Below are 23,614 nucleotides of genomic sequence, written 5' to 3' on the forward strand. Positions count from 1 at the left end.
CTAGTCTCCTCTGGTTTCAGCTCTGGTTTCTGGGACACCCTCGGAGGCGAGGGCAGATGGTGCGGACGTGCGAGCCGTCGCGTGCGCGGGCACGTCGGGCTCCTTCCCCGGATCGGGGGAAGCGGAGGGGGGCGCGCCCCGGCGGCGAGCCCGGAAGACGACGCCGGAGTAGGCCACGGCGGCGATGATGATGACGCCCTGGACCGCGTCGCGCAGCGACGACGGGACGCCGGAGATGTTGAGGACGAGGAACAGCGCCTCGAGCACGAACGCGCCCGCCACGGCGGCGACGATCCAGCCGCGCCCTCCGCCGAGGACGACGCCGCCGAGGACGACCGCCGTGATCGCGATGAACTCGTACCCGCGGCCGACCGACGGGTGGACGCCGGCATAGCCGACCAGCAGGACGCCCGACACCGTGGCCGACACCGACGAGATCACGAACGCGCGCGTCGTGACCCACCAGGAGCGGGCACCCGCGTAGCGCGCCGCCCGGGCGTTGTCGCCGAGAGCGATCAGCACCTTGCCATAGGGGCGCGTGGTGAGCCAGATGCCGAGCGCGAGCCAGCCCGCGAGGATCAGGACGGACCACGGCAGGAAGTCGATGACCGGGAGATCGCGGAGACCGCCGCGGCCGATCTGGCGGAAGCTGTCGGCGGGGTTGCCGGTCGCGGCGCCGCCGGTCCACCACATGACCCCGCCGAGCAGCGCGAGCATCATGCCGAGCGTGACGATAAACGACGGCACCTGGAGCAGCGTCGTCAGGAGCCCGTTGACCAGCCCGATCAGCACGCCGAACACCAGCATGAGCAGCAGCACCGGCACCGTGCGGGAGTCGTCCTGGCCGACGAGGTTCCCGGCGATGATGACCTGCGCGGTGATGAGCGACCCCTGCGAGAGGTCGAACTCGCCGGCGATGATCACGAAGTACTGCCCGATCGCGATGATGGCCACCGGGGCCACCCGCTGGATGTAGCGCATGAACTGACCCGGCTCGGCGAACGACGGGTTCAGGATCGCGACCGTGACGAGGAGCACGACCAGCAGCAGGAACACGGCGCCGCGCGGGCTGACGAGGGTGCGGAGGGCGTTCATCGGCTTCCCCCTTCGGCGTCGGCGGCCGGATCGAGCGCGGCCGAGGCGGCCGCCATGGCGGGCGCGGCGGCGATGGCCGCCGCATCCCCGCCGGTGCGGGTGCCTCCCGGCCCGAATCGCGAGCGGCGGCGCACGACGGCGCGGCGGCTGTACACGGCGACCGCGGCGACGATCACGACGCCGCGGACGACGTCCTTCAGGAAGGGGTTCACCTGCATCACGCTCATCACGTTGTCCAGCACGGCGAAGATCGCGACGCCGCCGATGGTGCCCCACACGGAGCCCCGGCCGCCGAGGAGGAGCGTGCCGCCCAGGACGACCGCCGCGATCGACAGCAGCGCGTATCCGCCCTGCTGACCGACCGTGGGACTGCCGACGCCCAGCCGGCTGGCGAGCAGGAGGCCCGCGAGCCCGGCGAACAGCGAGCACATGACGTGCGCGGCGATGAGGGGCGGCCGGGTGCGCACACCGGAGAGGCGGGCGACCTCGGGGTCGCCGCCGACCGCGAACAGATGCGCGCCCGTGCGGGTGCGGTCCAAAAGGAACCACACCGCGACGGCGAGCGCGAGCATGATCAGCGTCGACAGCGGGACCGGGCCGAGCCCGACGGCGCCGATGAGCTGGAAGTCCCACGGCACCGATCCGGCGCTGCCCTGGAAGTTGGTGTTGAGCACGCCCTGGAGGATGAGCCCGACGCCCAGGGTCGCGATGAAGCCGTTGACCTTCAGCACCGTGACGATGAGCCCGTTCGCGAGCCCGATCCCCGCGCAGACGAGGAGCGTGAAGGCGACCGCCCACGGGATGTTGGCGGGGTTGCCCGCCATCGTGGTCGCGGCGAGCAGGCTCGACAGGCTCATGACGTACGTCACCGACAGGTCGAGCGATGCGCCGAGCACCACGAGGGTCTGCCCGATCGCGACGAGCCCCAGCACGCTCATGCCCGTGAGGATGTCGCGGATGTTGCCGGGGCTGAAGAAGCTCCGTCCCACGGTGGCGACCAGCACGGCGCCCACGGCGATCGTCAGCAGCAGGATGCCGAGGACGATGACGGTCGAGTCGATGCGCAGGCGCTTCATCGCTGCTCCTCCCCCGTGCTCGCGCTCGGGTCGCTGCTCACGCGCGGGTCGGCGACGACGGCGCCGGCGCTCTCCCGCGTGCCCGTCGCCGCCGCGAGCACCTCGTGCTCGGCGGAGCCGGCGGGAAGCTCTGCGGCGAGCTCCCCGTCCCGCATCACCACGATGCGGTCGCTCATCCCGATGACCTCCGGCAGCTCACTCGAGACCATCAGCACCGCCTTGCCCTCGGCGGCGAGCTGCCGCATGAGCTGGTAGACGGCGACCTTGGCCCCCACGTCGATGCCGCGCGTCGGCTCATCGAACAGCACGATCCGCGGATCGGTGACGAGCCACTTGGCGAGCACGACCTTCTGCTGGTTGCCGCCGGAGAGGAAGCGCACCTCCTGCTCCACGCCCCGCGAGCTGATCTCGAGCGCGCTGAGGATGCCGGGGATCTCGCGGCGCGCAGCCCGGGTCCGGCCGGCGAAGACGCTCCGGACGACCAGGAGCGCGTTGTCGATGACCGACTGCCCGAGCGCCAGGCCCTGGGCCTTGCGGTCCTCGGTCACCAGCGCCAGTCCCGCCCGCACGGCGTCGCGGCCGTGGCGGAAGCGCACCGGCGCTCCCGCCACCCGCACGGTCCCCCGCGAGAACGGGTGGATGCCGAAGACGCCCTCGACGAGCTCGGTGCGCCCGGAGCCCTGCAGCCCCGCCACGCCCACGATCTCGCCCGCGTGGAGGGAGAGGTCCACCCCGTCGACGAACTCGTTGCCGCACCCGTCGAGTTCCAGCAGCGCGTCACCTCGGACGGTGCCCTCCACCGGCGCGGGGAAGTAGGACTGGATGGGGCGGCCGACCATGCGGCGCACGAGCTCGTCGGGGGTGAGATCGGACGTGGCGTCGGTGGAGACCAGCGCGCCGTCCTTGAGGATCGTGATCCGGTCGCAGAGATCGAAGATCTCCTTCAGCCGGTGCGAGACGTAGACCACCGCCACCCCGCGTGCGGTGAGGCGGCGCACGATGGCGTAGAGGAGCTCGACCTCGTGGTCGCTGAGGGCGGCCGTCGGCTCGTCCATCGAGATCAGGCGGGCGTCGAACGAGAGCGCCTTGACGATCTCGACGATCTGCTGCTCCGCGACCGTGAGCGACCCCACGCGCGCATTCGGGTCGATGAACCCGACGCCGAGGTCGTCGAGCAGCGCCCGCGTGCGCGCGATCATCCCGCCGCGGTCGACGAAACCCGCCCGCCGCGGCTCGCGGCCGAGGAACACGTTCTGCGCGACGGTGCGCTCGGGAAGCAGCGTGAACTCCTGGAACACCGTCACCAGGCCGGCGTCCATCGCCTGACGCGGGTGGCTGTAGGCGACGTCGGCGCCCTCGAACTCGACGGTGCCGCGGTCGGCCGGGTGCACGCCGGCGAGGATCTTCATGAACGTGGACTTGCCGGCGCCGTTCTCGCCGACGAGGCCGTGCACCTCGCCCCGGCGCACGTCGAGGTCGATGCCCGAGAGCACCTCCACGCCGAAGAAGGACTTGCCGACGCCGCGCGCGCGGAGCACGACGCCGTCATCGGCGCCTCCGCCTCGCGGCGCGTCGGTGAGAGCGGTGTCGGTCACGCGGGCACCTCGATCCAGCTGTCGGCGGCGGCGGATGCCAGGACCGCATCGGTGAGCACGGCGGCGCGCAGGCCGTCGGCGAAGGTGGGGAGCCCCTCGGGGGCGCCGCCGCGGATGGCCGCATACGCGTCGATGACGAAGGCGTCGAAGGCGTCCTGGTAGCCCATGGGGTGACCGGCGGGCACGCGCTGGATCCGCGCGGCATCGGCGCTGGCGGTCGCGGGATCACGCAGGAGCAGCTGCGACGAGATGCGGTCGCCGATCCACAGCTCCTCGGGGCGCTCCTGCTCGAAGCGCACGCTGCGCCGCGCGCCGTGGAGCTCGAGGGTGAGCGCATTCTTCCGTCCGGCGGCCATCTGGCTGATGAGGGCCGTGCCCACCGCGCCCGAGGCGAGGTCGAACATGACGGCGGCGATGTCCTCGTTGCGGACGACCCGGTCGTCGCCGCGACGGTCGTACACGCGGCGGGTGCGCGCCGAGACGCGGGTGACCCGCTGGCCCGACACGAACTCGATGAGGTCGAACAGGTGGGAGCCGATGTCGGCGAACGCGCGCGACGGTCCCCCGGCGTCGCCGTCCGCCCGCCAGTCGTCGTCCGAGGGCAGCAGCATCCAGTCCTGGAGGTACGCGGCGTCGACGGTGAGGACTGCGCCGATCTCTCCCTGCGCGACCCGGGCGCGGGCTTCGCGGATCATCGGGTGATAGCGGTAGACGAAGGGCACGGCGCCCACGAGGCCGCGCTCCTGCGCGAGCACGACGAGCGCGCGAGCGTCGTCCACGGAGGTCGCCAGCGGCTTCTCGCACACCACGTGAACCCCTGCGAGCAGCGCCGCGCGGGCGAGACCCGCGTGCGTCGTGTTGGGGGTGCAGACGTGGACGACGTCGATGTCGCCGTCTGCCAGCAGCGCGGCGGCATCCGATCCCGCGCGGCGGTAGCCGAGATCGCGCGCCGCGGCGGCGCCCCCCGCGGCGGTCGAGGTCGCCACTCCGACGAGGTCGGCGCCGGCAGCGCGGGCGGCCGCGGTGTGCACGCGGGCCATGAACCCGCCGCCCAGCAGCCCCGTGCGTATCGTCCCGACGCCGATGTCGGTGACTTCCGTAGTCATGTCGAGGAGTCTGACACGGCGCAGGCAACTTTTGCTAGTGCTTCGTCAAAAGTTATCCGGTCGATATCGAAAGTCGTGCCTGTGCCGACAGAGGTCCCTGTGCTTTACTGTCGCCATGGTCGACGCCGTCCGCGCCGCCGGTGCGCCCGTTCCCGGTGCAGGAGAACTCTTCCAGATCCTGCGAGACGGCCGCGCGCGCACGAAAGCAGAGCTCGCGACGCTCACGGGCCTCGCCCGCTCCACGGTGTCGAGTCGCATCGACACCCTGCTCGCCGCAGGACTGCTCCGCCCCGCGGGAGAAGCGGCATCCACCGGCGGCCGCCCGCCGGCGCGGGTCGCCTTCAACCCCGCCGCGGGCGCGGTGCTCGCCGCCGATCTCGGCGCCACCCACGCCACCATCGCCGTCGCCGACCTCTCCGGGCGGATGCTCGCCTCCCGGACGCACGCACTCGACATCAGCTCCGGCCCCGAAGCCGTGCTCGACGCGGTGACCCGTGAGGGCGCCGCGCTGCTGTCCGCGCAGGGCATCGGAGACGGACTCCTCGTCGGGGTCGGCATCGGCGTCCCCGGCCCCGTCGAGCACTCGACGGGGATGCCGACCAACCCCCCGATCATGCCGGGGTGGGATCGCTTCGACGTGCCCGCCTACGTCCGGCGGACGTTCGAGGTGCCGGTGCTGGTCGACAACGACGTGAACATCCTCGCGCTCGGCGAGCAGTCGCTCAGCTGGTCGGGCGTCGACGACCTCATCTTCGTGAAGGTCGCCACCGGCATCGGCGCCGGCATCATCTCCGGCGGCGTGCTCCAGCGCGGCGCACAGGGCTCGGCCGGCGACATCGGCCACGTCCAGGTGCCCTACAGCCACGACTCGCCCCGCACCGCCGGCGACGAGCGCGACCTGGAGGCCATCGCGAGCGGACCGGCGATCGCCGCCGTCCTGCGCGCGCGCGGCGTGGAGGCGCGGGACAGCGCGGATGTGGTGCGTCTCGTCCGCGCCGGCAACGCCGAGGCGATCGCCGCCACGCGCCAGGCAGGGCGGGAGGTCGGCGAGGTGCTCTCCACCGTGGTCAACCTGCTGAATCCGTCGATCATCGTGATCGGAGGGAGTATCGCCCGCGCCGGCGAGCACCTCCTGGCAGGCGTGCGCGAGGTCGTCTACCGCCGGTCGATCCCGCTGGCGACCCAGCATCTCGGCATCGTCCAGTCCCAGGCCGGCGAGACGGCGGGCGTCCGCGGCGCCGCCATCATGGTCACCCAGCACGTCCTCTCCCCCGCCCACGTCGAGGCTCTCGCGGCGCGCTGACCCCCTCGCCGAGCCGCCAGCGGACCGGTCCCGGCGATCCTGCGGCAGCCGGTAGCACCGGCGTAACACGCCTGAGACAATCGCGCGGTTGACTGACTGCACCAGCAACGAGTGCTGCCGATGAAGACATGCGCGCGGAAGGAGCGTCCCATGAAGTTCCGTCCCCTGCGTAGCGCCCCGCATCCGGCGTCGGGCACCGCCGAGGTGGCTGCGCCGCCCGAGACGATGCGCGCGGTCGTGTTCGACGCCCCCGGCGGACCGGAGGCGCTCCACGAGGCCACCCTCCCCGTCCCCGCTCCGGTGATGAGCGAGCTGCTGGTGCGCGTGGTCGCCGCCGGCACCAACCCCATCGACGCCAAGACCCGCGGGGGCCGCGGCGTCTTCGGCGCGATCGACCGCCACCCGAGCACGCTCGGATTCGACTTCAGCGGCGTCGTGGTGTCCTCGCCGCACGAGGCGCACCCGCTCCCGCCCGGCACCGAGGTGTTCGGGATGGTCCCCTTCCCCCGTTCCGGCGGCAGCTACGCCGAGTACGTCGTCGTGCCGTCGCTGTCGGTGGCGCGGAAGCCCGCCGCCCTGTCCCACGTGGAGGCGGCCGGGGTCCCCCTCGCCGCACTCACCGCGTGGGGGCTCGTCGTCGAGACCGCCCACGCGCACGAAGGCCAGCGCGTCCTCATCCACGCGGGATCCGGCGGTGTCGGTCACTTCGCCGTGCAGCTTGCCGCCTACTTCGGCGCCCACGTGACCGCCACCGGCTCGGACCGCAACCTGCCGTGGCTGCGCGAGCTCGGAGCCGCCGTGGTGATCGACTACGCGACGACCCGCTTCGAGGACGTCGTCGGCGAAGTGGACGTCGTCATCGACCTCGTCGGCAACGCCCACGACGACACCGGCTCGCGGTCGCTGTCGGTGCTGCGGCGCGGCGGCCTGTACATCATGGTGCCCACGGGCGCGTGGCCCGGGTACGCCGAGGCCGCCGACGCGGCCGGCGTGCGGGCGACGTCGTACAAGGTCGTCCCCGACGGCGGGGTGCTGTCCACGCTGGCCCGCCTCCTGGACTCGGGCGCCGTGCAGGTCTACGTCGACCGCGTGTTCGACCTGACGGAGGCCGCCGAGGCCCACGCCGAGCTCGAGCGGGGTCACTCGCGCGGCAAGATCGTGCTGCGGGTGGGCGACGCCTGACGCGGGCCTCCGCCCGGTCCCGTCCGCGGCATCCGTGGCCGGAATCCCGTCCGCGGCATCCGTGGCCGGAACGGTGGCAGACGCAGGGCCGACCGCCGCGTCGGGCCCTGCAGCCGACCCTCGCCCGCGATCCAGCCTGCTTTCGCCCCCGCGTCAGCCGGTGAGCACGCGCCGCCCCTCGGCCACGACCTCGTCGGCGACGGCATCGAGCAGGGCCGACCGCAGGTTCCACTGCTGCCAGTGCAGCGGCACGTCCACCGGAGGCGCGCCGAGGCGGACGAGCTCCCCGGACGCGAGCGCCGCCGCGGACTGGAAGCCCGGCAGCAGGCCCCACCCGAACCCCATCGCCACGGCGACGGCGAAGTCGTGCGAGGCCGGCACATAGTGGCGCGGCCCGGTGTCGCCCGCGACGCCCCGCGCTTCGAGCCACTGCCGCTGCAGGTCGTCGCGACGGTCGAAGTCCACGCGCGGCGCGACCGCCAGGGCCTCCGCCGTCGGGCCCTCGGGCAGTCGCCGCGCGACGAACTCGGGGGTGGCGACCGCCTCGTAGCGCATCGTGCCGAGGGCGACCACGCGGCATCCCGCGACCGGCTGGGAGCGCGAGGTCACCGCCCCCATCACCGTGCCGGCCTCCAGCAGCGCCGCCGTGAAGTCCTGATCGTCGCGGTGGAGGTCGAAGACGACGGCACGCGACGCGGACAGGCGCGCGAGCGGCGCGAGGAACCACGTCGCCAGGGAGTCCGCGTTGACCGCCAGCGGGATCGTGACCTGCGCCCGCTCGGCACCGAGTTCCGCGAGTGCGTCGTGCTCGAGGAGCGCGAGCTGGCGCGCGTACCGGACCACCGCGTGCGCCGCCTCGGTCGGGCGGACGGGCTTGGCGCGCACCAGGAGCACCCGGCCGGTCTGCTCCTCCAGGGACCGGATGCGCTGGCTGACCGCCGACGGCGTGATGTGGAGGCGCCGGGCGGCCGCGTCGAGGCTCCCCTCGTCGATGACGGTCGCGAGGGTGCGGGCGAGCTCGGCGGACAGCTGCATTAGCTCAGCTTACGCACCGCAAGGATCATGAACTGGATTTCAGATGTGCACCGTCGTAGCGTCGTCGACGTGATCCCCTCCTTCCTCGCCGGCATCGGCCTCGGACTGTCGCTCATCGTGGCGATCGGCGCGCAGAACCTCTTCGTGCTGCGCCAGGGCATCCGGCGCGAGCATGCTCTCGCCGTCGCGGCGGTGTGCGCCGTCTCCGATGCCGTCCTCATCGTGGTGGGTGTCTCGGGGCTCGGCCTGATCCTCCACACCGTGCCCTGGCTGGTCGACGTCGTCCGGTGGGCCGGGTTCGCCTTCCTCCTCGTCTACGGACTGCTCGCCGCGCGGCGCGCGCTCCGCCCCACCGGGCAGGCGCTGCGGGTCGACGGTGCGGCAGCGCCCGCGCCCTCCACTCCCCGCGGCGGCACCGCGACCGCCACCCGCCTCGCACCGGTGCTGCTGACGTGCCTCGCCCTCACCTGGCTCAACCCCCACGTGTACCTCGACACGGTGTTCCTCCTCGGATCGGTCGCCAGCACGCACGGCGAGACCCGCTGGTGGTTCGCCGCCGGGGCGAGCCTGGCGAGCCTGCTGTGGTTCTTCGGACTCGCCCTCGGCGCCCGCTACCTGGGCCGCTGGCTGGCGACCCCGCGCGCCTGGCGCATCCTCGACGGGATCATCGCCGTCGTCATGATCGTGATCGCGGTCAGCCTCGTCTGGCCCTGACGGAGAGCAGCCGGCACGAGCGCCGGCCGTCGCGCTCAGACGCCGTCGATCTGCTCCCGACGCGCGAGGACCAGGGCCCGGACGGTGTCGTCCGGCAGCGGGTCGGCGGGATCGAACCGGATGGTGCCCTTCGCGTGGTCGACGCCCGACAGCAGCGGGGCCACCGCGACGATGGCCGCGGGACTGAACGGATACACGCCGATGTGGGACTTCGCCCGCATCACCGACAGCAGGGGCTTGCCGCGGTAGGTGAGCGCGGGCATGCCGTAGCCCTTCCCCTGCGCGGCGTCCGGGACGACCTCCCGGGCGACGTCGTAGACGTGGCCGATCACCGCGGCATCCGGAGCCTCGAGTCCCGCCAGGTAGTCGTCGATCGTGTGCAGCGTCGCCATGCCGGCATCCTCCCACGCGGGCCCGCGCGCCGACGGGGGCAGGTGCCAGGATGAGTCCATGAGACGGGTCCATGTGATCGTCGACGGCTCGGTCCAGGGCGTCGGCTACCGCTACACGATGCGGATGGTCGCGCGCGAGGCGGGCGTGACCGGCTGGGTGCGCAACCGCCGCGACGGCACGGTCGAAGCCGAGGTCGAAGGCTCCGGCAGCCAGGTCGACGAGGTGCTCGCGTGGATGGCGGAGGGCCCGCCGGGATCATCCGTGACGAGCGCCCGGGTCACCGAGCTCGACGCGACGACGTCCGAGTCGTCCTTCGAGGTGCGCGCCGACGGCTGACCGGCGATCGACGGGGCGATCGCTCCGGTGAACGCCACAGGGGCCCCACCCGAAGGTGGAGCCCCTGTGCGCACGGGTTGCCCCTGAGCCTGTCGAAGGGTCAGGCGAGCGAGTTGACGTCCAGCGGGATGCCGGGGCCGAACGTGGTCGACACGGCGCCCTTCTGGATGTAGCGGCCCTTCGAGCTCGACGGCTTCAGGCGCACGATCTCCTCGAGAGCGGCCTTGAAGTTCTCGTCCAGCTGCTCGGCCGTGAACGAGGCCTTGCCGACGACGAAGTGCACGTTGGCGTGCTTGTCGACGCGGAACTCGATCTTGCCGCCCTTGATCTCCTCCACGGCCTTGGCCGGGTTGGGGGTCACGGTGCCGGTCTTCGGGTTCGGCATGAGGCCGCGGGGACCGAGCACCTTGCCGAGGCGTCCGACCTGGCCCATGAGCTCGGGCGTGGAGACGGCCGAGTCGAACGCGGTCCAGCCGGCCGCGACCTTCTCGATGAGCTCGGCGCCGCCGACCTCGTCCGCACCCGCGGCGATAGCGGCCTCGGCCGCGGCACCGGTGGCGAACACGATGACGCGGGCGGTCTTGCCCGTGCCGTGCGGCAGGATGACCGTGCCGCGGACCATCTGGTCGGCCTTGCGCGGGTCGACCGCGAGCTTGAGGGCGACCTCGACAGTGGAGTCGAACTTCTTCGAACCCGTCTCCTTGGCGAGCTTCACTGCCTCGGTGGACGTGTAGAACGAGTCGCGGTCGATCTTGGCCGCGGCTGCTTCGTAAACCTTGGACTTAGCCATGTGCGTCTTCCCCTCAGTCCTCAACCGTGATGCCCATGGAGCGGGCGGTGCCGGCGATGATCTTCGAGGCGGCCTCGAGGTCGTTCGCGTTCAGGTCGGGCTGCTTCGTCTCGGCGATCTGGCGAACCTGATCCTTGGTGAGCTTCGCGACCTTGGTCGTGTGCGGGGTCGGCGAGCCCTTGGCCACGCCGGCCGCCTTCTTGATGAGCTCCGCCGCCGGCGGGGTCTTCAGGATGAACGTGAAGCTGCGGTCCTCGTAGACGGTGATCTCCACGGGGATGACGTTGCCGCGCTGCGACTCGGTCGCCGCGTTGTACGCCTTGCAGAACTCCATGATGTTGACGCCATGCTGACCGAGCGCGGGGCCGATCGGCGGCGCCGGGTTGGCGGCACCGGCGTTGATCTGGAGCTTGATCAGGCCGGTCACCTTCTTCTTCGGTGCCATTCTCTTTCCTTCTGTCGAGCGCCGGCGAGCGGGTGCTCAGCAGGCGCGCTTCCACGTATCAGGCGATTCCTGACGGTGGTGGGTTCGGTGCGCGACACGCGCGCAACCGCTCAAGTCTACCGGATGGCGCTGCCTGCCAGGGCACGCCGTTTCGTCTCGGTCGCTACGCTCCCTCGCTCAACGCCCGGGGCACGCCACCCGGTCGTCGAGCGAGCGCAGCGAGTCGAAACGCCGCCTCAGAGCTTGGTGACCTGGTCGAACGACAGCTCGACCGGGGTCTCGCGCTCGAAGAGCGAGACGAGGACGGTGAGCTTGCCGCTCTCCGGCTTGATCTCGCTGATCGTGCCGGGAAGACCCGCGAACGAGCCCTCCTTGATCGTGATGGTCTCGCCGACCTCGAAGTCGACCTCGGCCGGGATCGAGCGGGCCTGCGTGGCCTGGCCCTTGGCGCCGGAGCCCTTGGCGGGTGCGACGTCCTTGACCTCGACGAGGGACTTCAGCATGTTGAAGGCCTCTTCGAAGCGCAGCGGGGTGGGGTTGTGGGCGTTGCCGACGAAGCCGGTGACGCCGGGCGTGTGACGCACGACGGACCAGGTGTCCTCGTTGAGCTCCATGCGCACGAGCACGTAGCCGGGGATCCGGACGCGCGTGACCATCTTGCGCTGACCGTTCTTGATCTCGACGACGTCCTCCATCGGGACCTCGATCTGGTAGATGTCCTCTTCGACCTCGAGCGTCGACTTGCGCTGCTCGATGTTGGCCTTCACCTTGCGCTCGAATCCGGCGTAGGAGTGGATGACGTACCACTTGCCCGGGAGGCTGCGCAGCTCGGCGCGGTAGGCCTCGTAGGGGTCCTGGTCCTCGTCGGACTCGGACTCGTCCTCGGCGCCCACGTCGGCGGTCTCGTCGTCGTCGTCGCCGAGCTCGGGACCGTCGTACGGTGCGACCTCTTCGGCAGCCTGGGCGGCGGCCTCGGCCTGCTCCTCGGCGAGGGAGTCGGTGAGGACCTCGGCGGCGGCCTCCGCCTCGTCGGCGTGGTCGATCTCGAGTGCGTCGTTCACGATGGCGTCTGCCTCCGGGTCGTCGATGTCGATGTCGTCGAGGTCGGCGTCGGCGTCCTCGACCAGCACGTCCTCGTCGTCCACCACGTGGACGGCGACGTGCTCGGCGGCCTCGACGGAGCGCTCCTGGTCGGCGAGGTAGTTGCCCTCCTGGGCCTCGTCGTCCTCGCTGGACTGCTCTGCGGCGGTCGCCCAGTCGGCGTCGTCGGCGTACTTCTCAGACAATTGCGTTCTCTTCCATTGGATGGTCGGTGGCCGTCATCCGCGGCGCGTGGGGGCGAGCGGGATCCCGCTCAGCTCGGCACGCCGAAGACGACCTGCACGACCCAGGTGAACAGCAGGTCGAGGCCGTAGACGAGCGCCATCATGACCACGACGAAGCCCAGCACGACCGCCGTGAACTTCCCGAGCTCCTGCCGCGTCGGTGTGACGACCTTGCGGAGCTCGGCGAAGACCTGACGGATGAAGAGGGCGATGCGCTGGAAGAAGTTGAGCTTCTTCTCGCGGGATGCGCCGCCGACCGCGACGATCTCGCCGTTCGCCTCATCCTGGACCATGTACCCACCTGTATGAATTGCGTCGTGCCAGCTCGGTGCTGGCGCGTGTGTCAGCGCGAGCGCTGACGCGCAGGGCGGACAGGAATCGAACCTGCAACCTGCGGTTTTGGAGACCGCTGCTCTGCCAATTGAGCTACCGCCCTAGACGTCCCGTCCGGTCTGGACCGGGCGTTCCCTCTGGTGCATCCGGAGCCTGACGGACCCGGTGCCCCACCCTTCCACCGTAACCACATCGGGGCGGATTCCGTCCCGCGGGCATGGCGAAAGAATGCAGACAACTGCGTCGTCAAGTGTACGGCATCCGCAGCCGGCCGCGAACCGGGCGGCGGTCTCAGTACTGCTGGATGCCGTAGCGGTCGGGCTCCTCGCCGCGCAGGAACCGGCGTCCCGACACCGTCGTGGGCACGATCCGCACGTAGTTGTACTTGAGCGTGGGGATCCACGGCTTCAGGGGCAGCTCGTCGGCGGCGCGCACCTCGTCGGAGGTCTCCAGCCGCTGCGCGTGGCCGCGGACGATGACGCTCCACGCGTCGGCGGCGGTGTGGTCGTCGACCTCGAAGAGCACCTCGTCGTTGACCGTCAGCTCGGTGAGCTTGCTGCCCTCAGCGGTGCGGAAGACGACCGAGCGGCCGTCGAGGGTGTAGTTCACCGGGAAGATGTCGAGCACGTCGCCCGCATGGGTCACGAGACGTCCGAGCTCATGGCCGGCGAGCCGCGTGAAGCACTCCTCGTCGGTCAGGTACGTGATCACCGCACTCTTGTCGTCCACGGCACCATGTTCCTCCTCATCGCCGAGGCGCGCACCCTTTCGGGCCGGGAGAATCCGCACCGTCCGCGAGCCCGCCCCCACGCGCCGAGCCCACCCCGTCCAGACGCTCTGGACGGGGTGGGCTCGGCGATAGGGGGTGGGCTCGACGAGAGTCGGCTCAGGCGACGCGGATGAGCTTCTTGTTGACGAACTCGTCGGCGGCGAGCAGGCCCATCTCGCGGCCCGTCCCGCTGCGCTTGACGCCGCCGAACGGCAGTGCGGGCTCATCGGCCAGCACGACGTTGACGTAGACCATCCCGGCCTCGATCTTGTCGGCGATCCGCTCGGCCTGCTCCGCGTCGGTCGTGAAGACGTACGAGCCGAGGCCGAACGGCGTCGCGTTGGCGACCTCGATCGCCTCCTCCTCGCCCGAGACCCGGTAGACGACGCCCACGGGGCCGAAGAACTCCTCGCGGTAGGCGTCCATCTCCGGGGTCACCCCGGTGAGGACGGTGCCCGGGTAGAAGGCGCCGTCGCGCGTTCCGCCGGTCACGAGGGTGGCGCCCGCCGCCACGGCGGCATCGACCTGCGCGGCGAGCCGCTCGGCGGCCGCCAGCGACGACAGGGGCCCGAGCACGGTGTCCTCGGCGAACGGGTCGCCCACGCTCGCCGCCGCCATCGCCGCGGTGAACTTCTCGAGGAACGCGTCGTAGAGGTCGTCGCCGACGATGAAGCGCTTGGCCGCGTTGCAGGACTGGCCGGTGTTGTCCAGGCGCGCGTCGACGGCGGCCTGCACGGCCGCGTCGAGGTCGTCGGTGGACAGCAGGATGAACGGGTCCGAGCCGCCCAGCTCCAGTGCCACCTTCTTGAGGTGGCGACCGGCGATCTCGGCCACGGCGGCGCCCGCACGCTCCGACCCGGTCACCGAGACGCCCTGCACGCGGCGGTCCGCGATCACGGCGGCCGCCTGGTCGTTGGTGAGCCGCACGTCCGCGTAGGCGCCCTCCGGGAAGCCGGCGTCGGCGTACATCTGCGCGATGGCCGCCGCCGACTCCGGGCACTGCGGGGCGTGCTTGAGCAGGATGGTGTTGCCGAGCGCCAGGTTGGGCGCCGCGAAGCGGGCCACCTGGTAGTAGGGGAAGTTCCACGGCATGATCCCCAGCAGCACCCCGAGCGGCGCCTTGCGGATCACCGCGGTGCCGTCGCCGTCGATGTCCAGCGGCACGTCCGCGGTGATCTTGTCGATGTGGTCGGCGTAGTACTCGGTGATGTCGGCGGCGAAGTCGACCTCACCCTCGGCGGCGGCCAGCGGCTTGCCCATCTCGCGCACGATGATCGCAGCCAGCTCGTCGCGACGCTCGCGGTGCAGGCGCGCCACGGTGCGCAGGAGCTCCGCACGCTCGGCCGGAGACGAGGTGCGCCCCCAGCTGCGGTAGGCGGCGTCCGCGGCGGCGATCGCCGCGTCGACCTCGGCGTCGGTGGCCGTCGGGTAGGTCGCCAGGGTCTCGCCGGTGGCCGGGTTCACGACCGCATAGTCACTCATGGTGCTCCCTCACTCCCGTCAGTCGACGGGGATCAGCGTGTACTTGGTGGACAGGTATTCGTGGATGCCCTCGAGGCCGCCCTCGCGGCCGACGCCCGACTGCTTGACGCCGCCGAAGGGCGCCGCGGCGTTGGAGACGACGCCCACGTTCAGCCCCATCATGCCGGTCTCGAGGCGATCGATCATCCGGTGCCCGCGGGCGAGGTCCTGCGTGAAGACGTAGGAGACGAGACCGTACTCGGTGTCGTTGGCCAGGCGCACGGCCTCGTCCTCGTCGGTGAACGTGGCGATGGCCAGCACGGGTCCGAAGATCTCCTCGCGGAGGATGGCGCTTCCCGGCGCTACCCCGGCGACCACCGTCGGCTCGTAGAACGTGCCGGCGCTGAGCGCCTCGTCCGCGGGCTTGCGGCCGCCGGCCAGGACGGTCGCGCCGCGCGAGACGGCGTCGGCGACGAGCTCCTCGGCCTTGGCCACGGCCTTGTCGTCGATGAGGGGGCCGATCTGCACGCCGTTCTCGGTGCCGCGCCCGATGCTCATCGCCGACACGCGCTCGGTGACACGCCGGGCGAACTCGTCGGCGACCGCCTCGTGGACGATGAACCGGTTGGCGGCGGTGCAGGCCTGGCCGATGTTGCGGAACTTCGCCGCCATCGCGCCGTCGACCGCCTTGTCGAGGTCGGCGTCGTCGAACACGACGAACGGCGCATTGCCGCCGAGCTCCATCGACACCCGCAGCACGCCCTCGGCGGCCTGCGCGATGAGCTTGCGCCCGACCTCGGTCGACCCGGTGAACGACAGCTTCCGCAGCCGCGGGTCGGAGATCACGGGAGCCGAGGTGGAGCTCGATCGCGTCGTGGTGAAGACGTTGACGACGCCGTCGGGAAGCCCCGCCTCGACGAGGAGCTTCACGAAGTAGAGCGTCGTCAGCGGCGTGAGCTCCGGCGGCTTGATCACGACGGTGCAGCCGGCGGCGAGCGCCGGCGCGATCTTCCGCGTCGCCATCGCGAAGGGGAAGTTCCACGGCGTGATGAAGAACGACGGTCCCACCGGGCGCTGCGAGACGACCATGCGACCCGTGCCCTCGGGGTTCAGGCCGTACCGGCCGGCGATGCGCACCGCCTCCTCGCTGAACCACCGCAGGAACTCCCCGCCGTACACGACCTCGCCGCGCGCCTCCGCGAGGGGCTTGCCCATCTCGAGGGTCATCAGCAGCGCGAGATCCTCCTTGTGCACCTGCACGAGGTCGAACGCGCGGCGCAGGATGTCGCTGCGGGTGCGGGGCGGCGTGGCCGCCCACGCCTCCTGCGCGGCGACCGCGGCGTCGAGCGCGCGCACGGCGTCCTCCGGGGACGCGTCGGCGATCTCGAGCAGGGTGTCGCCGGTGGCGGGATCCTTCACCGGGAAGGTCGCCCCGGTGTCGACCCATTCGCCGCCGATGAACAGGCCGGTGGGCACCTCTGCGAGCAGTGCCTGCTCCGTGTCGCGGGTCATCGTGCCGCCTTCCTCATCGCCCGCGCGCTCGGCGGGGCATCGATCGACAGGGTCTCGCCGCGGAAGAACGCGGGACGCCTCACGGACTGCCAGACCATCACGATCACGCCGATGACGATGATCAGCATGCCGAGGATGAACACGATCCCGATCCCGCCGATGTTCGACCCCGAACCGTATGCCGGGTCCATCGAGTCGATCAGCGTCGTGAAGAAGAGCACGGCGAGGATGAGGCCGCCCACGAGCGGGAACAGGAACGTGAAGAACACGTTCCGCACCGAGTCGAACCACTGCTTGCGGAAGTACCAGACGCAGGCGAACGCGGTGATCCCGTAGTAGAAGCAGATCATCATGCCGAGGGTGAGGATCGTGTCCCACAGCGTGTCCTCGCTCACCACGCGCATCACCGCGTAGAAGACGGATGCCACGACGGCCGACACGATCGTCGCGTAGCCCGGCGTGAAGAACCGCGGGCTGACCCGGGCGAACGCCGGCGGCAGGGCCCCGTAGTGACCCATCGACAGGAGCGTGCGGGCCGGGCCGACGAAGGTCGACTGCAGCGACGACGCCGAGCTCGTCAGCACGGCGAGCGAGACGAGGAAGGCGAGCGGGCCGAGCACGGGGTCTGACAGGAAGAAGAACACGTTGGACTGGATGTCCTCGTTGCCGAGGCCCAGCTCTCCCGTGCCGACACCGGCGAACATGATCATCGCGACGGCGAGCAGCAGGTACAGCGAGACGATGGTGAGGACGGTGACGGTCGCCGCCCGGCCCGGGGTCTTCTCGGGATCCTTGGTCTCCTCGTTCATCGTGAGGGTGACGTCCCATCCCCAGAAGATGAAGATCGACAGCGACAGGCCGGCCGCGAACGCGCTGAAGGACGACACCGCGAACGGGTTGAACCACTCGAGCGAGAACGGCGTGTAGTCGAAGCCGCCCCCGCCCACCGCCTGCGCGATGGCGGCGACGGCGAAGACGACGAGCACCAGCACCTGGAAGGTCACCAGCACGTACTGGAGCTTCTGGGTGGTCTGCATGTCGCGGTACGAGATGTATGTCGCACCCAGCATGAACAGCAGGCACACGCCGATGTTGATCCACAGCTCGAACGCGAGGTCGGCGATGCCGGGGTTCCCGGTCACCTGCGAGATGAGCAGGAACAGGAACTCCACCGCCACGCCGGCGAGGTTGGAGAGCACCAGGATCGTCGCGACGATCAGTCCCCAGCCCGCCATCCAGCCCACCCACGGCCCGAACGCGCGCGCGGCCCAGGTGAAGGACGTGCCGGCGTCCGGCATCCGGTTGTTGAGCTCGCGGTAACCGAATGCCACCAGCAGCATCGGGATGAAGCCAACCAGGATGATCGCCGGGATCTGGGCGCCGACGACCGATGCGGTCGGACCGACGGCGGCCGTGAAGGTGTAGGCCGGGGCGATGCAGGAGATGCCGATGACGACGGCGCCGAGCAGGCCGATGGTCCCCGCGCTCAGGCCCTTCTTGGAGATGCCGCCGTCGGGCGCGCTGCCCGTGACCGAGGGGGCGTTCTGGCTCATGATCCGGCCTCTTCCTTGTGGCGGGTGCGCGGGACGACGATGACCGGCACGGGGACTTCGTGGAGCATCTTGGCGGCCGTGGAGCCCAGGAACAGGCGCCGCGGCTGGGCGAGGCGGCTGGATCCGGCGAGGAGGACCTCGCCCGGCTGCCAGTCCAGGTGGGCGACGGCATCCTCGATGCTCTCCCCCTCGGCGACGACGACCTCGGCCTGCAGGCCCTCCGGCAGGCGCGTCTTCGCCGCCGCGAGCACCTCGTCGACCTGGGTGGACCCCGCCAGGCGGATCGCCCCGGTGTCGGCGGTGGGCGGGAGGTCGACCGTGAGCAGCGACAGCAGCCGGACCGGCACGCCGGTGGCGGCCACGAGCGACTGCGCGTCGTCCATGAGGGCGTCGGCACCGGGGCGGGTGCCCACGGCCACCGTCAGCCGGGTGATCCCGGTCTCGGGCGCGATCTTGCGGGCGCCGCGGGGCACGAGGACCACGGGCACGTCGGAGGAGTGCAGGAGCTCGGTCGTCGTGGTGCCCAGGCGGTGGCGTCCGCGGCTGGCGCCGTCGGCGGCGCCGACGACGATGTACGCGGCGGCGAGCTCGTGGGCGACCTCGATGAGGCCCTCGGCGAAGGACTCCGCCGAGCGGACGTGGGCGTGCGCGACGACGTCGGCGGGGATCCGGTCGATGGCCTCGGCGATCCACCGCTGGGCCTGCTCGCGCAGGAGGCGGTCGTAGGAGGCGTCGGGCGGCGTGATGACGCTGCGTCCTTCGCCGGGCAGGATCACCACGACGTCGAGCACGGCGTCGACGGCGTAGGCGAGTCGGGCGGCGAACGCGACGGCGTCCCGCCCCGTCTTGGTGGCGGTGTAGCCCACGACGATGTGGCCGGTCATGTGAGGTCTCCTCCTCGGTCGGTGCGCGAGCGCAGCCCTCGGTCGTCGAGCGAGCGCAGCCCTCGGTCGTCGAGCGAGCGCAGCCCTCGGTCGTTGAGCGAGCGCAGCCCTCGGTCGTTGAGCGAGCGCAGCGAGACGAAACGGCTCATGCCCGCAGCTCCTCGATGATCTGGTCGGCGGCGAGGCGCCCCATGCGGATGGCGCCGTCCACGTGCTGGTACCCGGCGCCGGCGAGGTCGCTGCACGCGAAGCGGATCGGGCCCACGGGCGTGCGCAGGTCCGCTCCGTAGCGGTGCAGCCCGCCCATGTCGAAGCTCGCCGCGTACGCACCCCGGGTCCACTCCTCCGAGCCCCAGTCGCTCTCGTAGTACACGATCGGGTTCTTCGCCTCGGGTCCGTAGTAGTGCGAGAGCGACTCCAGGATGCGCTCCTTGCGCTCCTCGGCGCTGAGCGTGAAGAGGTCGTCGGCGTTCTGGTCCGACACGAAGCCGACCAGCGTCCCGCGCTCGTCACCGTGGTTCGTGTTGTCGTAGGCCTCGTGCGACAGCTCGTAGGGGCTGAACGCGGTGCCCGACAAGCCCTGCTCGCGCCAGAACGGGCGGTCGTAGACGGCGTGCACCTTGATGACGAACCCCATCGAGATGTGCTGGTGCATCTGGTGCTGACGGCGCGGCAGCGGCGGGTCGAACGAGATGCGCGGGTAGAGCACGGGCGCGAGGGCGAGGATCACCTGCCGGGCGTGGACGGTCATGCCGTCGGCGGTCACCGTGACCGGAGACTGCGACCCCGAGCCCGCGGACGGCTCGGACCAGGCGATGGAGCGCACCGGCTGCCCCAGGAACACGTCGGCCCCGAGTCGCTCGGCCAGCAGCAGCGGAACCTGCTGCAGACCGCCGACGACGCGCTTGTCGAGGATGAAGTCCGCGTCGACGAGGTGGGAGTAGGAGCCTGCCGACGCCGCCATGAGCAGCGACTGGAGCAGCGAGAACGTGTGGGTCGGCTTGGTCAGCATCGCCGACCCGGTCGCGAAGGCGAGGTTGCGCACGGCCTCGTCGTCGTCGGTCTGGGCGCGCAGCCACGCGTCCCACGAGACCCGGTCCCACTCCGCCGCCTTCTCGTGCGCCCACGGGCGATCGGGGTCGATCTCGGCGACCATCGCGTCGAGACGCTCGGTGATCTCCGCGATCGCCCGCTCGGTCTCGGGCGACACGGGGAACATCTCGCCCGTGAACCGTCGCGCCCGGCCGTCCGGACCGACATAGACGCTGTCGCCCTCGCGGTAGCGCGAGTACGTCTCGAGGCCGAGCTCGGCGACCGTCTCGATCAGGGCGTCCTGATCCGGCGACACCCACTGGCCGCCGATCTCCAGCATCGCGCCGTCGATCTCGTCGGTCCACAGCCGCCCTCCGACGCGGTCGCGCGCCTCGAGGACCGCCACGGACAGCCCCGCCTTCTTCAGCTGGTTCGCCGCGGTCAGGCCGGCGGCGCCGGCCCCCACGATCACGACGTCTCGGGTGATCTCGCTCATCGGGTACTCCTTCGTCTTCGATCGGCTTGGGAACATCCCGGCTCCGGGTTCGTCCCGTGGGGGCAAGAGCGGGGGCCCCCGAGCCCCGATTGCCCCCACGGGACGAACCCTGCGCCTCTCCCCATAGGTCGTCTGCCGGCGTCGTCTCGTTCGCTCGAGAGGGGTTGGGTCAGTGCGCGGCGAGGGCGTCGGCGACGACGTCGAGCCCCTCGTTCAGCAGGTCGTCGGGAATGCTGAGCGGCGGCAGGAAGCGGATCACGTTGCCGTACGTGCCGCAGGTGAGGACGATGACGCCTTCGGCGATCGCCGCCTTCGCCACGGCCGCCGTCAGGGCCGCATCCGGCTCCCGCGTCTCGGGGTGGGCGAACTCGGCCGCGATCATCGCGCCGTGCCCGCGGACCTCGCCGATGCGCGGGTCGCTCTGCTGCAGAGACTCGAGGCGGGCGCGGAGGATCCCCCCGATCTCACGCGCCCGCTCGAGCAGTCCGTCGTTCTCGAAGGCGTCGATCGCCGCGAGCGCCGCCGCACAGGCGACGGGGTTTCCGCCGTAGGTGCCGCCGAGGCCGCCCGCGTGCGCGGCGTCCATGATCTCGGCGCGGCCGGTGACCGCGGCCAGCGGCATGCCGCCGGCGATGCCCTTGGCCGTGGTGACGAGGTCGGGGACGATCCCGAACAGCTCACTGGCGAACATGGCGCCGGTGCGCGCGAAGCCCGACTGCACCTCGTCGGCGATGAAGACCACCCCGTTCGCGCGGCACCAGTCCACGAGCGCGGGGAGGAACCCGTCGGCGGGGACGATGAAGCCGCCCTCGCCCTGGATCGGCTCGATGATCACGGCGGCGAGGTTGTCGGCGCCGATCTGCTTCTCCATGATCGAGATCGCCTTGGCCGCCGCCGCCGCGCCGGTCAGGCCGTCGCGGTACGGGTACGACATGGGCGCCCGGTAGATCTCGGAGGCGAAGGGCCCGAAGCCGCTCTTGTAGGGCATCGACTTGGCGGTGAGACCCATCGTCAGGTTGGTGCGGCCGTGGTAGCCGTGGTCGAAGGCGACGACCGCCGGGCGACCGGTGAACTTGCGGGCGATCTTCACCGCGTTCTCGACGGCCTCGGCCCCGGAGTTGAACAGTGCCGACTTCTTCGCGTGGTCGCCGGGGGTCAGGCGGTTCAGAGCCTCGGCCACCGCGACGTAGGACTCGTAGGGCGAGATCATGAAGCACGTGTGGGTGAACTGGGCGGCCTGCGCGGCGATCGCCTGGGCGACCTTCGGGTGCGCGTTGCCGACAGTCGTCACGGCGATGCCCGATCCGAGGTCGATGAGCGAGTTGCCGTCGGCGTCGACGACGACGCCTCCGCCCGCGGCCACCGCTTCGACGGGGACCGTGTGGCCGACGCCCGCGGCGACGGCGGCGGCCTTGCGCGCGAGCAGCTCCTGAGAGCGCGGACCGGGGATCGGCGTGACCAGGCGGCGCTCCTGCGGGAGGGAGGGGCCGCCGAGCGGGAGGGCGTCGAGTTCGGCGAGGGTCATGCCGGTGAGCGTACGACGCGGACACCACGGTCCACAGCCGCCGCGGTGTACATTCTGACCAGACCTGCGTACATCGCGTACACCGACCCGAGGATGCCATGATCCAGCCGACCCTGCGCGCCCTGCTGTCGCGGCGGGAGCTGCAGCTGCGGCTGGAGAGCGACGACGCCGCCCTCGCCCCCGACGCGCTCGACGCGCCGCTGCGGTGGGTGCACAGCTCCGACCTCCTCGATCCGACGCCGTTCCTCGCCGAGGAGCTGCTGCTGCTGACGACGGGCACGCAGTTCGCCCCGGACGCCGGTGCCGACGTGTTCACCGGGTACGTCACGCGGCTGCGCACGCGCGGCGTGCGCGGGCTCGGCTTCGGGACCGAGGTCGCCCGCGACGGCATCCCGCGCCTGCTGTCCGAGGCCTGCGCGGCCGCCGGCATGCCGCTGTTCGAGGTCCCCTACCGCACGCCGTTCATCGCGTTGGCCCGCGCCAACGCCGAGGCGATCGCGGCGCAGGCCTATGCGCGGCGCACCTGGGCGCTCGATGCGCAGCGCGCCATCTCGCTCGCGGCGCTGCGGCCCGACGGCCTCGGGGCCACCGTGGCCGAGCTCGCCCGGCAGCTCGGCACGTGGGTGGGCATGTTCGACGCCGCCGGCGTGCTGACCCAGCGCCATCCGATCGACGGCATCGGCGAGCAGGTGCTCGCCCACCTCACGGCAGAGGTCGGATCGGTGCTGCGGCGCGGCGTCCGAGCGGGATCGACGCTCGACGTCGACGGTGCGCGGTTCACGCTGCAGACGCTCGGCCGCGGCGGACACCTCCGCGGGGCGATCGTCATCGCCGGCGGCGACCTCGACCTCGAGGGACGCGGGGTCGTCACCTCGGTGATCGCGATGGCGGGACTCGCCCTCGAGCAGAACGTCGGACTCGGGAAGGCGCGCGGCGCGCTCCGCGCCGGACTCGTGCACAGCCTGCTCACGGGCGATCCGACGCTCGCGCGCCGGGTCTCGCGTGAGCTGTGGGGCGCCCTGCCGTCCGCCCCGATCGTCGTCGCCGTCGCGGAGGTCTCGCACGCGCGCGCCGATGCGGCCGTCGACTGGCTCGAGCTCGCCGTCACCGAGAACCGCGGCACCCTGTTCCACGGCCGGGGTCCGGACGGGCTGGTGGTCGTGGTCGCCGCCGAGCGCCGAGCCGTGCTCGACGAGTTCGCAGAGCTCTTCGAGGCCGCGGCGGGTGTCTCCGATCCCGTCGGCTACGCGGGGTTCGCCGACGCCCACGCCCAGGCGGTGACCGCCCGGCGGCGGTCCGCCCCGGGACGCGCGGCGGACTTCGCCGAGGTCGCCGCCGGCGGCATCCTCGGCCAGCTCGACACGGTCGAGGCGCGCGCTCTCGCCGAGTCCCGGTTGGCTCCGCTGCGCGAGCACGACCGCACCCAGGGCACGCAGCTGCTCCGGACCGTCCGCACCTGGCTGGAGCAGGACGCCCGGATCGACGCGGCCGCCGAGGCGCTCGGCATCCATCGGCACACGGTCCGCGCCCGCGTCGCCCAGGCCCAGGCGCTGCTGGGCGTCGACCTCACGTCGTTCCCCGCCCGCGCCGAGCTGTGGGCCGCGCTGGTGACCGCCGACCGCTGAGACCCGCGCCGCTCAGCCCGCGAGCGCTT

At 71.6% G+C, this 23,614-nt stretch carries 23 protein-coding genes and 1 tRNA gene; 5 read left to right on the forward strand and 19 right to left on the reverse strand.

The window, feature by feature from the left end; genetic code table 11:
• From QQZ13_RS13925 to QQZ13_RS13940, 4 genes are read right to left on the reverse strand one after another with little or no spacing between them, the layout of a single operon-like run.
• The gene (locus QQZ13_RS13925) at positions 1-1,095 is read right to left on the reverse strand and encodes an ABC transporter permease (RefSeq protein WP_284529978.1); all 1,095 of its coding nucleotides are present in this window, start codon (positions 1,093-1,095) and stop codon (positions 1-3) included.
• A complete protein-coding gene (locus tag QQZ13_RS13930) occupies positions 1,092-2,171 on the reverse strand; it encodes an ABC transporter permease (RefSeq protein ID WP_284529979.1) in 1,080 nt (359 codons plus the stop codon). Before QQZ13_RS13930 ends, QQZ13_RS13925 begins: the two co-directional genes overlap by 4 nt.
• Entirely contained in the window at positions 2,168-3,766 is a 1,599-nt protein-coding gene (locus tag QQZ13_RS13935) for a sugar ABC transporter ATP-binding protein (protein ID WP_284529980.1), read from the reverse strand. Before QQZ13_RS13935 ends, QQZ13_RS13930 begins: the two co-directional genes overlap by 4 nt.
• The gene (locus QQZ13_RS13940) at positions 3,763-4,872 is read right to left on the reverse strand and encodes a Gfo/Idh/MocA family protein (protein ID WP_284529981.1); all 1,110 of its coding nucleotides are present in this window, start codon (positions 4,870-4,872) and stop codon (positions 3,763-3,765) included. The genes QQZ13_RS13935 and QQZ13_RS13940 overlap by 4 nt, the downstream gene beginning before the upstream one ends.
• 115 nt (positions 4,873-4,987) lie before the next feature.
• On the opposite strand from QQZ13_RS13940, the gene QQZ13_RS13945 reads away from it, so the two are divergent.
• Together QQZ13_RS13945 and QQZ13_RS13950 are read left to right on the forward strand one after the other, a co-directional pair.
• Positions 4,988-6,175 carry an ROK family transcriptional regulator gene (locus QQZ13_RS13945; RefSeq protein WP_284529983.1) on the forward strand — a complete coding sequence of 396 codons (1,188 nt, stop codon included), beginning with the start codon at positions 4,988-4,990 and terminating at the stop codon, positions 6,173-6,175.
• A gap of 150 nt (positions 6,176-6,325) precedes the next feature.
• On the forward strand, positions 6,326-7,357 hold the full coding sequence (locus QQZ13_RS13950; RefSeq protein WP_284529984.1) for an NADP-dependent oxidoreductase: 1,032 nt from the start codon (positions 6,326-6,328) through the stop codon (positions 7,355-7,357).
• A gap of 153 nt (positions 7,358-7,510) precedes the next feature.
• On the opposite strand, the gene QQZ13_RS13955 is transcribed toward QQZ13_RS13950, so the two are convergent.
• Complete coding sequence (locus QQZ13_RS13955; protein WP_284529985.1) at positions 7,511-8,392, reverse strand: LysR family transcriptional regulator ArgP; 882 nt, start codon at positions 8,390-8,392, stop codon at positions 7,511-7,513.
• A gap of 27 nt (positions 8,393-8,419) precedes the next feature.
• Between QQZ13_RS13955 and QQZ13_RS13960 the strand changes: the two genes are divergently transcribed.
• The gene (locus QQZ13_RS13960) at positions 8,420-9,106 is read left to right on the forward strand and encodes a LysE/ArgO family amino acid transporter (RefSeq protein ID WP_284529986.1); all 687 of its coding nucleotides are present in this window, start codon (positions 8,420-8,422) and stop codon (positions 9,104-9,106) included.
• 35 nt (positions 9,107-9,141) lie between these two features.
• On the opposite strand, the gene QQZ13_RS13965 is transcribed toward QQZ13_RS13960, so the two are convergent.
• Positions 9,142-9,498 (reverse strand): iron chaperone, encoded by a 357-nt coding sequence (locus tag QQZ13_RS13965; protein ID WP_342395271.1) that lies wholly within the window; start codon positions 9,496-9,498, stop codon positions 9,142-9,144.
• Between the two features lie 58 nt (positions 9,499-9,556).
• On the opposite strand from QQZ13_RS13965, the gene QQZ13_RS13970 reads away from it, so the two are divergent.
• Complete coding sequence (locus QQZ13_RS13970; RefSeq protein ID WP_284529987.1) at positions 9,557-9,835, forward strand: acylphosphatase; 279 nt, start codon at positions 9,557-9,559, stop codon at positions 9,833-9,835.
• Positions 9,836-9,935: 100 nt separating this feature from the next.
• Here QQZ13_RS13970 and rplA read toward each other — a convergent pair whose 3' ends face one another.
• The 13 genes from rplA to gabT all read right to left on the reverse strand — a co-directional run bounded on the left by rplA (position 9,936) and on the right by gabT (position 21,960).
• On the reverse strand, positions 9,936-10,625 hold the full coding sequence (gene rplA, locus QQZ13_RS13975) for a 50S ribosomal protein L1 (protein WP_284529988.1): 690 nt from the start codon (positions 10,623-10,625) through the stop codon (positions 9,936-9,938).
• Between the two features lie 13 nt (positions 10,626-10,638).
• Positions 10,639-11,070 (reverse strand): 50S ribosomal protein L11, encoded by a 432-nt coding sequence (rplK, locus tag QQZ13_RS13980; protein ID WP_284529989.1) that lies wholly within the window; start codon positions 11,068-11,070, stop codon positions 10,639-10,641.
• Positions 11,071-11,306: 236 nt separating this feature from the next.
• Entirely contained in the window at positions 11,307-12,356 is a 1,050-nt protein-coding gene (gene nusG, locus QQZ13_RS13985; protein WP_284529990.1) for a transcription termination/antitermination protein NusG, read from the reverse strand.
• A gap of 68 nt (positions 12,357-12,424) precedes the next feature.
• Positions 12,425-12,688 carry a preprotein translocase subunit SecE gene (gene secE / locus QQZ13_RS13990; RefSeq protein WP_284529991.1) on the reverse strand — a complete coding sequence of 88 codons (264 nt, stop codon included), beginning with the start codon at positions 12,686-12,688 and terminating at the stop codon, positions 12,425-12,427.
• Between the two features lie 70 nt (positions 12,689-12,758).
• Positions 12,759-12,831 (reverse strand) — tRNA-Trp (locus QQZ13_RS13995).
• 188 nt (positions 12,832-13,019) lie between these two features.
• Positions 13,020-13,457, reverse strand: coding sequence for a pyridoxamine 5'-phosphate oxidase family protein (locus QQZ13_RS14000; protein ID WP_284529992.1), 438 nt, complete (start codon positions 13,455-13,457; stop codon positions 13,020-13,022).
• Positions 13,458-13,614: 157 nt separating this feature from the next.
• Positions 13,615-14,979 carry an NAD-dependent succinate-semialdehyde dehydrogenase gene (locus QQZ13_RS14005; protein WP_284529994.1) on the reverse strand — a complete coding sequence of 455 codons (1,365 nt, stop codon included), beginning with the start codon at positions 14,977-14,979 and terminating at the stop codon, positions 13,615-13,617.
• Positions 14,980-14,997: 18 nt separating this feature from the next.
• Positions 14,998-16,470 (reverse strand): NAD-dependent succinate-semialdehyde dehydrogenase, encoded by a 1,473-nt coding sequence (locus QQZ13_RS14010; protein ID WP_284529995.1) that lies wholly within the window; start codon positions 16,468-16,470, stop codon positions 14,998-15,000.
• Positions 16,467-18,023, reverse strand: a complete 1,557-nt coding sequence (locus QQZ13_RS14015) for an APC family permease (protein ID WP_284529996.1) — start codon at positions 18,021-18,023, stop codon at positions 16,467-16,469. Before QQZ13_RS14015 ends, QQZ13_RS14010 begins: the two co-directional genes overlap by 4 nt.
• The gene (locus QQZ13_RS14020; protein ID WP_284529997.1) at positions 18,020-18,907 is read right to left on the reverse strand and encodes a universal stress protein; all 888 of its coding nucleotides are present in this window, start codon (positions 18,905-18,907) and stop codon (positions 18,020-18,022) included. Before QQZ13_RS14020 ends, QQZ13_RS14015 begins: the two co-directional genes overlap by 4 nt.
• The gene (locus QQZ13_RS14025; RefSeq protein ID WP_284529998.1) at positions 18,904-19,056 is read right to left on the reverse strand and encodes a hypothetical protein; all 153 of its coding nucleotides are present in this window, start codon (positions 19,054-19,056) and stop codon (positions 18,904-18,906) included. Before QQZ13_RS14025 ends, QQZ13_RS14020 begins: the two co-directional genes overlap by 4 nt.
• The gene (locus tag QQZ13_RS14030; protein ID WP_284529999.1) at positions 19,053-20,435 is read right to left on the reverse strand and encodes an NAD(P)/FAD-dependent oxidoreductase; all 1,383 of its coding nucleotides are present in this window, start codon (positions 20,433-20,435) and stop codon (positions 19,053-19,055) included. The genes QQZ13_RS14025 and QQZ13_RS14030 overlap by 4 nt, the downstream gene beginning before the upstream one ends.
• Positions 20,436-20,604: 169 nt before the next feature.
• Entirely contained in the window at positions 20,605-21,960 is a 1,356-nt protein-coding gene (gene gabT, locus QQZ13_RS14035; RefSeq protein WP_284530000.1) for a 4-aminobutyrate--2-oxoglutarate transaminase, read from the reverse strand.
• 98 nt (positions 21,961-22,058) lie between these two features.
• Here gabT and QQZ13_RS14040 point away from each other — a divergent pair, with 98 nt between their 5' ends.
• Positions 22,059-23,585, forward strand: coding sequence for a PucR family transcriptional regulator (locus tag QQZ13_RS14040; RefSeq protein ID WP_284530001.1), 1,527 nt, complete (start codon positions 22,059-22,061; stop codon positions 23,583-23,585).
• Positions 23,586-23,614 lie beyond the last annotated feature (29 nt).

Origin of the sequence: Microbacterium sp. T2.11-28 (assembly GCF_950097975.1) — a bacterium.
Lineage (GTDB): Bacteria > Actinomycetota > Actinomycetes > Actinomycetales > Microbacteriaceae > Microbacterium.

Coding starts and splice junctions, on each gene's coding strand:
- QQZ13_RS13925 (WP_284529978.1), bottom strand. CDS start 1,095: ATGAACGCCCTCCGCACCCTCGTCAGCCCGCGCGGCGCCGTGTTCCTG.
- QQZ13_RS13930 (WP_284529979.1), bottom strand. CDS start 2,171: ATGAAGCGCCTGCGCATCGACTCGACCGTCATCGTCCTCGGCATCCTG.
- QQZ13_RS13940 (WP_284529981.1), bottom strand. CDS start 4,872: ATGACTACGGAAGTCACCGACATCGGCGTCGGGACGATACGCACGGGG.
- QQZ13_RS13945 (WP_284529983.1), top strand. CDS start 4,988: ATGGTCGACGCCGTCCGCGCCGCCGGTGCGCCCGTTCCCGGTGCAGGA.
- QQZ13_RS13950 (WP_284529984.1), top strand. CDS start 6,326: ATGAAGTTCCGTCCCCTGCGTAGCGCCCCGCATCCGGCGTCGGGCACC.
- QQZ13_RS13955 (WP_284529985.1), bottom strand. CDS start 8,392: ATGCAGCTGTCCGCCGAGCTCGCCCGCACCCTCGCGACCGTCATCGAC.
- QQZ13_RS13960 (WP_284529986.1), top strand. CDS start 8,420: ATGAACTGGATTTCAGATGTGCACCGTCGTAGCGTCGTCGACGTGATC.
- QQZ13_RS13965 (WP_342395271.1), bottom strand. CDS start 9,498: ATGGCGACGCTGCACACGATCGACGACTACCTGGCGGGACTCGAGGCT.
- QQZ13_RS13970 (WP_284529987.1), top strand. CDS start 9,557: ATGAGACGGGTCCATGTGATCGTCGACGGCTCGGTCCAGGGCGTCGGC.
- rplA (WP_284529988.1), bottom strand. CDS start 10,625: ATGGCTAAGTCCAAGGTTTACGAAGCAGCCGCGGCCAAGATCGACCGC.
- rplK (WP_284529989.1), bottom strand. CDS start 11,070: ATGGCACCGAAGAAGAAGGTGACCGGCCTGATCAAGCTCCAGATCAAC.
- secE (WP_284529991.1), bottom strand. CDS start 12,688: ATGGTCCAGGATGAGGCGAACGGCGAGATCGTCGCGGTCGGCGGCGCA.
- QQZ13_RS14005 (WP_284529994.1), bottom strand. CDS start 14,979: ATGAGTGACTATGCGGTCGTGAACCCGGCCACCGGCGAGACCCTGGCG.
- QQZ13_RS14010 (WP_284529995.1), bottom strand. CDS start 16,470: ATGACCCGCGACACGGAGCAGGCACTGCTCGCAGAGGTGCCCACCGGC.
- QQZ13_RS14015 (WP_284529996.1), bottom strand. CDS start 18,023: ATGAGCCAGAACGCCCCCTCGGTCACGGGCAGCGCGCCCGACGGCGGC.
- QQZ13_RS14020 (WP_284529997.1), bottom strand. CDS start 18,907: ATGACCGGCCACATCGTCGTGGGCTACACCGCCACCAAGACGGGGCGG.
- QQZ13_RS14025 (WP_284529998.1), bottom strand. CDS start 19,056: ATGAGCCGTTTCGTCTCGCTGCGCTCGCTCAACGACCGAGGGCTGCGC.
- QQZ13_RS14030 (WP_284529999.1), bottom strand. CDS start 20,435: ATGAGCGAGATCACCCGAGACGTCGTGATCGTGGGGGCCGGCGCCGCC.
- gabT (WP_284530000.1), bottom strand. CDS start 21,960: ATGACCCTCGCCGAACTCGACGCCCTCCCGCTCGGCGGCCCCTCCCTC.
- QQZ13_RS14040 (WP_284530001.1), top strand. CDS start 22,059: ATGATCCAGCCGACCCTGCGCGCCCTGCTGTCGCGGCGGGAGCTGCAG.